At 64.9% G+C, this 12,721-nt stretch carries 12 protein-coding genes, 1 tRNA gene and 1 pseudogene; 4 read left to right on the top strand and 10 right to left on the bottom strand.

The window, feature by feature from the left end; genetic code table 11:
* Window positions 1–31 precede the first annotated feature (31 nt).
* Window positions 32–1,024 (top strand): alpha/beta hydrolase, encoded by a 993-nt coding sequence (locus ACQY72_RS00520; protein ID WP_428154981.1) that lies wholly within the window; start codon window positions 32–34, stop codon window positions 1,022–1,024.
* On the opposite strand, the gene ACQY72_RS00525 is transcribed toward ACQY72_RS00520, so the two are convergent.
* Window positions 1,021–2,574, bottom strand: a complete 1,554-nt coding sequence (locus ACQY72_RS00525; protein ID WP_428154983.1) for a carboxylesterase/lipase family protein — start codon at window positions 2,572–2,574, stop codon at window positions 1,021–1,023. The genes ACQY72_RS00520 and ACQY72_RS00525 overlap by 4 nt on opposite strands.
* Window positions 2,575–2,911: 337 nt before the next feature.
* Between ACQY72_RS00525 and ACQY72_RS00530 the strand changes: the two genes are divergently transcribed.
* The gene (locus ACQY72_RS00530; RefSeq protein ID WP_428154984.1) at window positions 2,912–5,791 is read left to right on the top strand and encodes a TonB-dependent receptor; all 2,880 of its coding nucleotides are present in this window, start codon (window positions 2,912–2,914) and stop codon (window positions 5,789–5,791) included.
* A 185-nt stretch (window positions 5,792–5,976) separates the two neighbouring features.
* Here ACQY72_RS00530 and ACQY72_RS00535 read toward each other — a convergent pair.
* The 7 genes from ACQY72_RS00535 to ACQY72_RS00565 form a co-directional block, all read right to left on the bottom strand.
* A tRNA-Ser gene (locus tag ACQY72_RS00535) sits at window positions 5,977–6,066 on the bottom strand.
* Between the two features lie 87 nt (window positions 6,067–6,153).
* On the bottom strand, window positions 6,154–7,086 hold the full coding sequence (locus ACQY72_RS00540; RefSeq protein ID WP_428154986.1) for an NUDIX hydrolase: 933 nt from the start codon (window positions 7,084–7,086) through the stop codon (window positions 6,154–6,156).
* 4 nt (window positions 7,087–7,090) lie between these two features.
* Window positions 7,091–7,732, bottom strand: coding sequence for a YfbR-like 5'-deoxynucleotidase (locus tag ACQY72_RS00545; RefSeq protein ID WP_428154988.1), 642 nt, complete (start codon window positions 7,730–7,732; stop codon window positions 7,091–7,093).
* Window positions 7,733–7,847: 115 nt separating this feature from the next.
* Window positions 7,848–8,651, bottom strand: coding sequence for a methyltransferase type 11 (locus tag ACQY72_RS00550; RefSeq protein ID WP_428154990.1), 804 nt, complete (start codon window positions 8,649–8,651; stop codon window positions 7,848–7,850).
* A gap of 72 nt (window positions 8,652–8,723) precedes the next feature.
* Complete coding sequence (locus ACQY72_RS00555) at window positions 8,724–9,584, bottom strand: AAA family ATPase (protein WP_428154991.1); 861 nt, start codon at window positions 9,582–9,584, stop codon at window positions 8,724–8,726.
* 61 nt (window positions 9,585–9,645) lie between these two features.
* Window positions 9,646–9,840, bottom strand: a complete 195-nt coding sequence (locus tag ACQY72_RS00560; protein WP_428154993.1) for a hypothetical protein — start codon at window positions 9,838–9,840, stop codon at window positions 9,646–9,648.
* A 13-nt stretch (window positions 9,841–9,853) separates the two neighbouring features.
* Window positions 9,854–10,297, bottom strand: coding sequence for a hypothetical protein (locus tag ACQY72_RS00565; protein WP_428154994.1), 444 nt, complete (start codon window positions 10,295–10,297; stop codon window positions 9,854–9,856).
* A 158-nt stretch (window positions 10,298–10,455) separates the two neighbouring features.
* On the opposite strand from ACQY72_RS00565, the gene flbT reads away from it, so the two are divergent.
* Together flbT and flaF are read left to right on the top strand one after the other, a co-directional pair.
* Window positions 10,456–10,878: a flagellar biosynthesis repressor FlbT gene (gene flbT, locus ACQY72_RS00570; RefSeq protein ID WP_428154995.1), complete on the top strand. Its 423-nt coding sequence runs from the start codon at window positions 10,456–10,458 to the stop codon at window positions 10,876–10,878.
* Window positions 10,838–11,203, top strand: a complete 366-nt coding sequence (flaF, locus tag ACQY72_RS00575; RefSeq protein ID WP_159850870.1) for a flagellar biosynthesis regulator FlaF — start codon at window positions 10,838–10,840, stop codon at window positions 11,201–11,203. The genes flbT and flaF overlap by 41 nt, the downstream gene beginning before the upstream one ends.
* Window positions 11,204–11,454: 251 nt before the next feature.
* Here the strand turns inward: flaF and ACQY72_RS00580 are convergent, their stop codons facing one another.
* Window positions 11,455–12,219 (bottom strand): exopolysaccharide biosynthesis protein, encoded by a 765-nt coding sequence (locus ACQY72_RS00580; protein WP_428154996.1) that lies wholly within the window; start codon window positions 12,217–12,219, stop codon window positions 11,455–11,457.
* A gap of 159 nt (window positions 12,220–12,378) precedes the next feature.
* Window positions 12,379–12,504: pseudogene (locus ACQY72_RS00585) on the bottom strand (DUF3008 family protein); the annotation flags it as partial.
* Window positions 12,505–12,721 lie beyond the last annotated feature (217 nt).

Genomic DNA, 12,721 nt, shown 5'->3' on the forward strand with positions numbered 1-12,721 from the left:
CCGTCGTCTTTTCAGCTTGCGGGATTTGACGATGGATATGGAACGCAGGACGCTTCTGGGGCTGGCGGCAGGGGCCGGGATGGCCTTGAGCGTCAAGGGCGCACGGGCGCAGACGATCGCCGACGGCGGACGCGCCGGCCCGCCCGATCCGACCGAGATCATCCACTTGTGGCCCGACGGGGCGCCGGGCGGGCAGGGGGTGACGGTCACGCCGATCGTGCCCGAGCGCTCGACCGATCCCGCCTTCCACGACCGTTACGCCCAATATACGACCGACCCGATCCTGACCGTCTTCCGGCCGGAGCGGCCGAACGGTTCGGCCATGCTGCTGATCCCCGGCGGCGGCTATCGCTGGGCGGTGCTGGACAAGGAGGGCTACGATGTCGCGCGTGTCTTCGCGGCCAGCGGCACGACTTGTTTCGTCCTGCGCTATCGCCTGCCGGCCGACGGATGGGCCGCCGGGGCCGACGCACCGCTTCAGGACGCCCAGCGCGCTATCCGGCTGATCCGCAGTCGGGTTGCCGACTATGGCGTTGATCCGAAGAAGATCGGCGTGCTGGGCGCCTCGGCCGGAGGTCATCTGGCGGGTCTGGCCAGTGCGCGGACGGATTCGACGTATGCGGCGACGGACGCCGCCGACGCCCTGTCACTTCGCCCGGACCTGACCGTGTTGATGTATCCGGTGGCGACCATGGCGGACCCCCATGTCCACGCCGGATCGCGCACGCATCTGCTGGGCGAGACGCCGTCGCCGGAGCGGATCGCGGCCTATTCTCTGGAGCGGATGGACTGGCGGGGCGCCGCGCCCGTCTTCCTGCTGCACGCCATCGACGACGCCTCGGTGCCGGTCGAGAACAGTCTGCAACTGCTGACCACGCTCAAGGTCGCCGCCGTCCCGACCGAGGCGCATCTGTTCCAGGAAGGCGGCCATGGCTTCGGCGTACGCCTGATCCAGGGCAAGCCCGCACAGGTCTGGCCCGATCTGGTTCGCGCCTGGGCCGCCCGGCTCGATTTCGCTCTTTAGGTTCCCGGCTGGATGTAGGGAATGGCCGAGAAGAAGGCCCGTTCGTCGCCGCGCGGGTCGTCGGCCATGCGCGGCTGCACGTCCATCAGCATCGTCTGGCGGCGGGGCAGCTCATAGCGGTCCCAGCGCGGCAGGCCGACATGGTTGGGATCGCCGTCACGGGCCAGGGCGATGAAGGCGTCGCTCATCCGGTCCGACAGACCTTGCGCGCCGGGTCCCCGCGTTCGCGACCCGACCGCCTCGACATTGTCGAACACCAGGGGGATGTCAGCGGTGTGGAAGGCGCCCTTGCGGCCCGAGGCCATCTCGCCGGGAAAGTCGAGCTGATAGACCCAGGCGGGCGCCCCGGCCTTGGCCCGCTCTTCCGCCTCGATTACCGCCCCGCGCCAGGATCGACCCGCCGTCGTGGCGGCGATCAGCACCCGGTCGGGCGACCAGTCGGGATGCATGGCGCGATAGCCGGCGATCACCGCCTCGGGCGTGATGTCGATCCGCATGACGCCGGGCGATAGGCGCGCGGGCAGAGTGTCCCACGTCAGGCCGACATTCTTGGGATCGTCGCCCATGAAGCCCAGCGTCTCTTCGCGCGTGTTGCCGATGATCATCGGGATCGACCGGCCCATAGGCGCGGCGTCGGGATAGAAGGGATGGCGGGGCAGTGTGCGGAAATCCAGCACCGGCCCGAAATACAGGCCGCCGAAGCCCAGGATTGGATCCTCGGCGCCTTGCGCTTCCAACAGCCGTTCGACCGGCATCGTCGCCGCCTCGGCCGCCCGGTCCGGCGTCAGGTCCAGCGCCTTCAGCCAGGCCGTCGCCCGCGTCGTGGCGTTGATCGGGCCGGACGCCGTGACCTGCTGGCCGCTCATGGTCGCGGCGCGGTGGAACAGGCCTTGGGCTGCGGGCGTCCCCATCAGGGTGGCGATCTTGGCGCCCCCGCCCGACTGGCCGAACAGCATGACCCGCGACGGGTCGCCGCCGAAGGCTGCGATATTGTCCCGCGCCCATTGCAGCGCCAGGATTAGGTCCAGCTGACCGGCATTGCCCGAGTCCTCGAACCCCGGCGCCAACCGCGCCAGATAGGCATAGCCGAAGACGTTCAGCCGATGGTTCAGCGTGACCACCACCACGTCGCCCCGCGCCGCCAACCTTGCTCCGTCATACAGCGGGTCCGATCCCGAACCGCTCGAATAGGCCCCGCCGTGGATACAGACCATCACCGGCCGTCGGGCGGCGTCGGTCCCCGGCGTCCAGACGTTCAGAAACAGGCAGTCCTCGCTCTGATTCGCCTGCTCGCCGCGTTGGGGACTGGCCGCGCCGTATTCGGTGGCACGGATTGGCTGGCGCCACGGCGTCGGGCGCTCCGGCGGCTGGAAACGTCTCGTCGGCGCGCCGTAACGCACGCCCTTGAAGACGCTGATTCCTTCGCGCCGAACCCCGACGACGGGACCGGCTGTAGTCTGTGCATGGGGATCGCGAGAATCGGCCCTTGCGGCGAGGGGCAGGGCGGCGCCGGCGAGGCCCGCGACGATGGCCGAGCGTCGCGTGATCATCGCGAGCCACCGTGGAGCGCGGCGTGATCCAAGATCGGCCAGTCGAAACCTAAGATACGGATATTAATGTACATTATTTCCTCCCGTCGCCAGCGTCTTGCGCGCTTGGTCTTGGTTCAGACGCCCTAGATCACCGTCGTCGCCGGTAGATTACAAATTGGAGATCAAGGCGGCCACGTTCTTGCCACACGCCAGCAACTGTGCCTAAAACATTTATGACACCGGTAGCAGCAGCTTGGCAAACGAGCGCTGACACCGGTGTCGCCCGCCAGCAGCGGGCGGCTTGAACGAGGACATTCCGATCCTTGATACGCCACACTTGGGAGGAGACATGAAAATGACCCAACGCCACAAATTTGCGCGCCATGCGCTGGTCGCCACCGCCTCGCTGGGCGCGCTCGCCCTAGCCATGATGGCTCATGACGCCGCCGCCCAGACGGCCGAAGCCGTTGCGCCCCAACAGGACGACGCCGCCGAAGTCGACGACATCGTCGTTACCGGCTTCCGCGCCAGCTTGCAGAACGCCCTGAACATCAAACGCCGCGAAGCCGGCGTCGTCGACGCCATTTCCGCCGAGGACATCGCCGACTTCCCCGACACCAACCTGGCCGAATCCATCCAGCGCATCCCCGGCGTCTCCATCGACCGCGATGCGGGCGAGGGGCGTTCGATCACCGTGCGCGGCCTGAGCTCCGAGTTCACCCGCACCCGCATCAACGGCATCGAGGCCCAGTCCTCGACCGGCGCAACCGACTCCTCGGGCGGCGTGAACCGTGGTCGCGGCTTCGACTTCAACGTCTTCGCCTCCGAGCTGTTCAACAACATCACGGTGCGCAAAACAGCCTCGGCCGAGGTCGAGGAAGGCTCGTTGGGCGCCACTGTCGACCTGACCACCAGCCGCCCGTTCGACAAGCCCGGCTTCCAGGGCGCCGTATCGGGCCAGTACGGCTACAACGACCTGTCCGAGGACTGGAGCCCGCGCTTCGCCGCCCTGGTCTCCAACACCTGGGCCGACGACCAGCTCGGCGCCCTGTTCTCGATCGCCTATAGCGAGCGTGACAGCCTGGAAGAGGGCTTCAGCTCGGTTCGCTGGGGCCCGGCAGGTCCCAACCCCGGATTCCCGACGTCCAACGACGGCGGCTTCCAGAACGTTGGCGTGCTTCCAAACGCGAACCTTGTTTTTCACCCGCGTATTCCCCGTTACGGCAGCCTGGAGCACAGCCAGGAACGTCTGGGCGCGACCCTCTCGTTGCAGGCGCGCCCGGGTAACGGCCCCACGCTGTTCACTATGGACATGCTGTATTCGAAGCTCGACTCGACCCGCAGCGAGAACTTCCTGCAGGCCTGGTCGCTCAGCCGCGGCGCCGATCAGGGCGGCAAGCCGCAGGTCGATATCATCGACTTCGAGATCGATCCCGCCACCAACGAGATGGTCTATGCCCGGCTGGACGACATGGACATCCGCAGCGAGCAGCGGTTCGATGTCCTTGAGACCGAGTTCAAGCAGATGACCTTTGGGGTCGAGCACGAGTTCTCGGATCGACTGAGCTTCAGCGGTCTGATCGGTCGTGCGGAATCGACCTTCGGCAACCCGGTGCAGGTCAGCGCCATCATCGATCGCCAGAACGTCGATGGCTATTCCTATGACTTCCGCGAGAACCGGAACCTGCCGGCCATCAACTGGGGCTTCGACGTCGCCGACCCGGCGCAATGGACGATCGTGGGTCCGACGGGTGCGCAACCGCGTTCGGAACTGCGATCCAGCTCCAACTTCCAGGAAAATATCTACACGACGGGCGAAGCCAGCCTCAAGTTCGAGGTCAATGACTGGCTGACGCTGAAGGCTGGCATCAGCCGCAAGGAGTTCGAATCCAACAGCCGCAACTTCGCGCGATTGACCAATGGCGCTCCGGCCTTGCCTGCGGGCGCGAACATGGCTTCCGTGACGAACCTGCTTCAAGGGTTCGGCAAGAACCTGGACCTTCCCGCCGGCTCCGTCACGTCCTGGGTTCGGCCGGATCTGGCTGCGCTTGCCGGCGTCTGGAACTATAACTGCAACTGCGACACTGGCGTCGCTGGGGGTGATTTCCGCCTGATCGGCCTGAACGGCAACCCCACCACCTACGGCAACTGGCGCGAAGTGACGGAGAAGGACACCGGCGGCTACGTCCAGGCCGACTGGAATACCGAGGTGATGGGCGTGCCCTTCCGCGGGAACGTCGGTGTTCGTCAGGTGAAGACCGAGGTCGAGGCCCTCGGATACTCCAATGTCGGCGGTGTCGCGACACCGGTCATCGGTGTGAATGAGTATGAAGACACCCTGCCGTCGCTGAACCTTTCCATCGAGCCTTATGAGAACCTCATCGTCCGCTTTGCCGCGGCCAAGGTGATGTCGCGTCCGCCGGTCACCAGCCTGCCCCCGGTCTTCGCTCTCAGCGCCGCCAATGCGGCGACCAACACGGCCTCGCTGGGCAATGTCGAGCTCGATCCTTTCCGGGCCAAGACCTATGACCTGTCCATCGAGTATTATTTCGCGCCAGAGGCCCTGCTGTCCTTCGCCTACTTCTACAAGGACATCTCGACCTATGTGCAGACCACGGCAGAGCCGGTGCTTTACAGCGATCTGACGGCGTTGAATCCCATCGCCTTCCCCGCCGGAGCGCGTCCGGCAGGTGCGACCTTCCAGTTTAGCACGCCGTCCAACACGCCCGGCGGTCCCCTGAAGGGCTTCGAGGTCAGCTATCAACAAACCTTCAGCTTCTTGCCGGGCCTGTTCTCGAACTTCGGCACACAGCTGAACTACACCCACGTCGAATCGGAAATCGACTACTGCACCACGCCAGCCTGCACCGTCTTCGTCACTGCGGATCTGGTTAACCTGTCGCCGAAGGCGTGGAACGCGACGCTTTACTATGACGACGGCAAGCTCAACGCCCGTGTCTCGGCCGCCTATCGCGACTCCTACTTCCAGAACGTTCCGGGTTCGAACGGCGCCCTTGGCCTGATCCCTTATCAAGGCAAGTCGGAAACGACGACCATCGACGCCTCGGCGTCTTACAACCTGACAGAAAAACTCAGCGTCTCCATTGAGGGGCTGAACCTGACGGACGAGGAGAACCGTCAGAACCACGGCGACATCGGCGGGCCGCGTGACAGCACCTATGTCTATCACCACACCGGTCGCCAAGTTTACGTCGGCGCGCGGTATCGCTTCTGATCAGAAGGTCGGGCCGCTGCGGCGGCTCGTCTTTTGGACCACGAATCATTCTGGAAGAGGCGGTCGAAGGGCCGCCTCTTTTCCTGTGCGGTACAAGGCGACAGCGCGCGCGACGTGCTGTCACGGCACGCTTCAAACTTCAACGGTTTCTGGATCTTGGCGGTCGTCAGTGGCGGGCTGACGGATGGCGGAGAGGGTGGGATTCGAACCCACGGTACCCTTCCAGGCACGCCGCATTTCGAGTGCGGTACATTCGACCACTCTGCCACCTCTCCGCGGCGCCGATATCGCTTGGTCGAGCGAGGGGCTTCTCTAATCGGAGCCGCAGCGCTTCGCAACCCGTCTGTGAAAGAAATCCGACGCTATCTTTGAGCGGGCAGGGACAGGCCCGGCGCGGCGCCGGTTTGGGCGTCCACGCCCTTGAATCGAAACAGTTCGGCAGGGCGGCCGCCGGTGGTGGAGGAAAGCTGTCCGGTGGGTTCGACCAGGCCCGTTCGCTCAACCCCGCGACGGAAATTCTGCTTGTGCAGGCTGAGGCCCGAGACGGCCTCTGCGCCGGCCTGAAGCTGGGACAGGGTGAAGACGCCGGGGGTCAGGTCGAACAGGACCGGGCGGTATTTCAGCTTGCTGCGCAGGCGGCCGAGCGCGGTGGCCAGGATGCGTCGGTGATCCGAGGTCATGATGCGGCCGGGCATCGGCTGGGGCGGGGGCTGACTGGCGTCGCGCCAGGCCTCGGCGACCAGGCGCGCCTCGTAGAGCAGTTCGTAGCGCTCCAGCACCCTTTCCTCGTTCCAGCGGTGCTCGGGCGTCAGGGCGAACAGGGCGCGGGCGCGGGCCAGGCGGTATTCGTCGCCGGCGGCCCAGGCGAGCAGGCCTTCGGTAAGGGCGGCGGCGTGATCGCCCCGGCGGTCTTCCCAGGGAAAGAAGTCGAAGACGGCATCCCAGCGTGCGTCGTGGGTCTGGCCCTCTGCGGCGTCAGGCGTCAGGGCCAGATAGCCGACGGACACCTCGCGATGGCGGCCCGGGCCGGGCGTGGCGCGCGGTGAGGCGCGCCCGGCGTCGCCGAAGGTGTAGAGTTGTTCGACGAAGCCGAGGCGGAAGCCGGTCTGGGCCGTCACGAAGTCGCGAAGGGCGCGCTCGAACGTGCGGTCGCGCAACGGATCGAAAGGGCCGAAGGGCAGGGCGCGCGCGCCGTCCTCGGCCGGGGTGGTCAGGACGACGGCTTGTCGGGCCTTCAGGGTCACCACGACCGCCGAAAGACCGATGCGAACGCCGTCTTCCGCCCCTTGCGTCATGCTTCTATTCCGTGTGCCAGGCGTCGTCGGCGGGGATCAGGCCGACCGCGCCGGCCAGGACGCGGTAGCGTTCCAGATAGCGGGCCTGGGCGACCGGGGCGGGTTGAGGCTCGATGGTCAGGCTGTAGCCCGCGGGGGGGCTGCCGAAGAAGCCGAGCGATTCCTTTTCGGTGAAACCGGCCAGCTGCGTCGCCTCGAAGAAAGCGCAGGCCTTGTCGGCCTTCTTGATCAGGGTCTTGATTGTCTGCGGCGTCTTGGGCGGCAGGCCGTAGCGGAGGTGGATGGCGGCCTCCAGCCGGGCCTCGAAGTCCTTGTAGCCCGAACCCAGCGCCGCCTTGAACGGCGAGATCATGTCGCCGATGACGTATTCCGAGGCGTCATGGAGCAGGGCGGCCAGTCGCCATTTGGGGTCGAGCCCCGGCTTGATATGGGCGGCGATCTCTTCGACGACGCACGAGTGCTGGGCGACCGAGAAGGCGTGCTCGCCGATGGTCTGGCCGTTCCAGCGCGCTACGCGGGCCAGGCCGTGGGCGATGTCCTCGATCTCGATGTCGAACGGCGAGGGATCGAGCAGATCCAGACGACGGCCTGACAGCATGCGCTGCCATGCGCGCGGGGCGTTCTTCTTGGGTGTGCGCTCGGCCAAAGGGCGTGTCCTGATCGCTTGTCGGGGGGTCAGGTGACGCAAAGACGCGCCGGGATCAAGCCGCACGGCCTCATCCGCGCCGATGGGCGGGGAAAACCGATCCTTTCGACGGGCGTCAGCGGCCGACGTTCAGCGCGACCAGATCCTTGGCATCGTCGAAGATGCGGCCGTTCTCGCGATCCTTGGACCGGACCACGGCGACCACGATGGGGCCGCCGCTGGGGCCTCTGGCCTCGAACCCGACCTGGCGCCATCCGGCGTTGCTGGGCTGATCGTCGGCCAGGATGTAGGTCATGCGGGTGGCGGAGCCCGGCGCACGGGTGCGCACGCGTGTGGAGTTGTCGTTGGTGTCGATGCTGACGCTGGAGGTTTCCGTGCGGGTGTTCTGTCCGTCCTTGGACTGGATGTTGATGCCGCCGATACGGACGCTGGCGTTATCGCCCTGGGTCTCGATTTTCAGGCCGGGCAGGTTGACCGAGGCGTCGTCGCCACGCGCCCGGATATCGACGCCGGGCGCCTGGACCGAGGCAGTCTCGGTTGGCTCTGTTGTCGATGGCGCGGGCGAGGCGTCGCCGGCGCCGGGAGCCAGACGCGCCACAGTGTGGGGCAGGTCGGTGCTGGCGCGATCTTCGAAGTCGCGCAGCACGTCATCGACCGAACGTCCGTCCAGCTTGACCAGGTGCAGCACCACATCGGCACCCTTGGGTCCACCATAGACGCAGCTCGTGCCGCCAGCCGCGACCAGACCCTTGCGCGTCAGAACGCCCAGGCTGTCGGGGCATTGCAAAGCGTCGATCACTTTCAGCACGCCCGCACCCTGGTCGTCGTTGGACGAGGTCGTGGTGATGCGGACCGAGTTGTCGCCGTCGCAGGCGGCCAGGCTGGCGCTCAGGGCTAGGTAAAGCAGGATGTGACGCATGGTCGAACCTCTGTTGGCCCCATTCTGCGCGTTAGGGGCGCTCGATCCAGTGAAATCGCGGTAATCACGGGATCAGCCGCCGGGGCGCGAGCCTTCGCGACGGTTCAAGAAGGCCAGGCGTTCGAACAGATGCACGTCCTGCTCGTTCTTCAGCAGGGCGCCGTGCAGGGGCGGGATCAGCTTGTTGGGCGTCTTCTCGCGCAGGGTCTCGGCGTCGATGTCCTCGACCAGCAACAGCTTCAGCCAATCAAGAAGTTCAGATGTGGAGGGCTTCTTCTTCAGGCCGGGCGTGTCGCGGATTTCGTAGAAGGTCTTCAACGCCTCAGAGACCAGGCGCGGCTTTATGCCGGGGAAGTGGACATCGACGATGGCCGACAGGGTCTCGGCGTCGGGGAAACGGATAAAGTGGAAGAAGCAGCGACGCAGGAAGGCGTCCGGCAGTTCCTTTTCGTTGTTGGAGGTGATGATGACGATGGGGCGCACCTCGGCGCGGATCGTCTCGTCGGTTTCCTGGACGTAGAACTCCATCCGGTCGAGTTCCTGCAGCAGGTCGTTGGGGAACTCGATGTCGGCCTTGTCGATCTCGTCGATCAGAAGGACGGGGCGGGCAGGGGCGGTGAAGGCCTCCCACAGCTTGCCCTTCTTCAGATAGTTGCGGACGTCGTGGACGCGCTCCTCACCCAACTGGCTGTCGCGCAGGCGGCTGACGGCGTCGTATTCATAGAGGCCGCTGTGGGCCTTGGTCGTGGACTTGACGTGCCAGGTGATCAGCGGCGCGTCGAAAGCCTTGGCGATCTCATAGGCCAGGACCGTCTTGCCTGTGCCGGGCTCACCCTTGATCAGCAGGGGACGTTCCAGCGCGACGGCGGCGTTGACCGCCACCTTCAGGTCGCTGGTGGCGATATATCGGTCAGTGCCTTCGAACCGGCTCATGAAAAACCCACTCCGTGTCTCCACGAAGTGGGTAGCGGATCGCAATCCGTGTGAACAGCGATCAGGTGATGCGTTTGGCCGAGACGGGGTCGCTGGCGGGGAAGGTTTCCTCCAGGCCTTCATCGACCAGGGCCTCCTGACGGCTTTCGGTCTTGTCGATCTTGTCCAGTTGATCGGGCATTCCATCGTCTGAAGCGCAGCGCTTGGCGTGCGGCGTATCCGAGGAGGCGTCGTTGCGGGCCTTGGTGTTGTCCATGTCGATCTCTCCCTTATCGAGCCGGGCTGTCTTGATCGCCGTCCGGGCCATAGCCCAGATCAGCGATATCGTCGTCCGAGAGGCGTTTGGCCTCCCAGTGGGCTGCGCTGGCCTGGGCGCCGCGTTCGTTTTCCATCAGGCCGGAATAGACCAGTTCGATCTCGTCGGGGCTTGATTGAGGCTCGCCGTCGGCGTCGGACTGGCTGCGGGTTTCGCCGTCCACACCCAGCAGGGCGTCGGCTTCGCGTTCGATCCCGTCCAGTGCCAGTTGATCGTCCAGATCGACCTCAGCGTCCTCGTCGAACTCCTCTTCGTCGGCGTCGCCATCGGCCTGGGTCACATCCAGAACCTGGTCGGCCTCATCCAACAAGAACTCGCCATCGCCTTCGTCGTCCAGGTGGGTTTCGTCGAAGGTTTCCGACTGTTCCTGGTCGTCCTGATAATCGTTGTCCGGCATGGGGATCTCCTCTTCGGGAAATCAACGCAACGGCGACGATACGCGTTCCAGCGGAGACGGCGGACAAGGGATGGTTAACTGATGGCGGGCTAAGGTTCGACTCAACTGGACCGGTCCACGCGTGATCGGCTCGCCCCCTGTCTGGAGTTCGGTGCTCAATGGCCCTGAAGCTGTCGCTGAAACCCGGCGAAAAGTTCGTCCTGAATGGCGCCGTGGTCCAGAACGGCGACCGTCGCGGCGTGCTGATCCTTCAGAACCGCGCCAGCGTGCTGCGCGAGAAGGACATCATGCAGGCCGAGGACGTCATCACGCCCGGCCGGCGGATCTATTTCCCGATCATGATGATGTATCTGGAAGAGAGCGCAGCGGCGAAATTCTATGACGAGCTGGCGCTGCGGATCACCGAATTCATGGGCGCGACGCAGAACCCCGACATCTTGGCGGAATGCGTTTCGGCCTCGCGGCATGTGCTGGCGCGCGAATACTACAAGGCCCTGATGTCGGCGCGTAAGATTGTCGAGTATGAAGAGAGAGTGCTGAATGTCGCTTCAGGCCTACACAGCGGCGACAGCGAGAGCTGAGAGCCCGCGCGACCTGGAGTACCGTCTGTTCGGTCAGGTCACGCGCGCTCTGGTTCACGCCTCGACCGTCGATGAGTCCGACATCGCCACGCGTATCGACGCGTTGGACTGGAACCGGCGTCTTTGGTCGACATTGGCCGGCGACTGCAGCGATCCGGCCAATGCTCTTGGGGCGCCCATGCGCGCGCAGATCATTTCGCTGAGCCTGTTCATCAATCGCCATTCCTCGGCGGTGATGCGGGGCGAGGAGACGTTCCAGGACCTGATCGACATCAATCGGATGATCATGCAGGGCCTGTCAGGCGGCGTATCACCGACGCAATAAAGCCGCTCGGTTCACGAAAACGCGAAGCCTCTTGGCGCAAGGCGTTGAGGCGTCTTATGTTTCATCTCCCTGTTCAACAGTCGAAAGGAGGTGATCCAGTGTCTCATTGTCATCAATCGCGAGCGGCAGCCGCGACCCTGGTCCTCGAAGAGGGCCTGGTCTGAGCCTTTCAGACTGAGTTGCGGCCGGACCGTTCGCGGTCAGGCAATGAAGGGTCGCCGGGGAAAGCCCGGCGGCCCTTTTTGTTGGGCTCAGTGCAGCAGGCGCGCGAACCAGCCGGCGACGTGATGGGCCACCTCAACAACGGTCGCCCAGATCAGGAACAGATAAAGCGCGCTGGCGGCCGTCGCCAAGACGCCCAATAGGATCGCGACCCCGTCGCGCTGCATCATGCCCAGGGCGAACAGAACCAGAGCGATGCCGGGCAGGGCGTCTCCGAACGGGATGGGCAGGGCCATGATCAACGCCAGCACCACGCAGACAAGGCCGGTGAAGGTGTCGGCGATGTCGCCGGTCAGAAGGGGCAGTCGCGGACGGGTCAGCTTTTCGATGGCGCGGACCAGTTTGAGCACGCTGACGCCATTGGGCCTTTTGCGCACGGCGCGCCGCATGCGGTCGGAGAAGATATAGCGACGCCCCGCGATCCGGACCTTTGCCGATAGCACCCAGCGACGCAGCCAGGCCGGGGCCGCGAAGGGTGTGGCGATCAGGGCGTTGTAGGCGGCGCGTGACACCGAGGCCTTCAGCATCCACCGCGGCAACCAGACGCTTCGTCTCTGGAAGGCCAGTTCCAACGACATCAGGATGATCGGCACGGCGAAGACCGCCTTGCCGCCCGGCGGCCAAGGAAGCAGCGCCAGCAGCGACAAGATCAGGATCATGGCCCCGAAGCCGCGCTCTCCGAAGGAGGCGACCAGCTCGGCCATGGTCAGCTTGGGTTCAGGGGCGTGGCCGAGATCTTCGAGGACGTCGGAAAACCGCCGCAGGTCGTCATTCGTAGGCGATTGGGCGGGCATCAGGCGGGGCGCTCGGCTGGAGATTGCGCCCATCTAGGCGGTCGGCGCGTGGATCGCCACTTACAGAACGGAAAGGCGGTCAGATAAATCGCCTATGTCTCAGTCCTGCACATGTTCGGGCTTGCCCTTGCGTTTAGTGGCGGCAAGCTCTTCGAGCTAGGTTTCGGTCATGGACGCGGCCATGGATTTGGACGCGCCCTTCAGTTTCGACTTTGGCGTCTCGCCACGCTTGGCCGACAGGGCGGCGCCGGCGGCCTTCTGCTGTGCTGCGGACTTGGCGGGCATGAACAACCTCCATCGAACGCCAAGAACTCAGTTTATTTGTCTGTGGTTCCTAGCGTCGAAAATCTCGCTCATACAAACCGTCGTCCGGTCGCAAACGAAAAGCATACTGGTCATGATCTGAAATCATCATGATGGCAGCGATGAGGTTCAGTGCAGCACAGCCTGCCCAGAAATGCCGGAGAATCCGATCCCTCGTGCGGAAAGCAGCAACTCCTAA

Source organism: Brevundimonas sp., from assembly GCF_965279155.1.
Taxonomy (GTDB): Bacteria; Pseudomonadota; Alphaproteobacteria; order Caulobacterales; family Caulobacteraceae; genus Brevundimonas.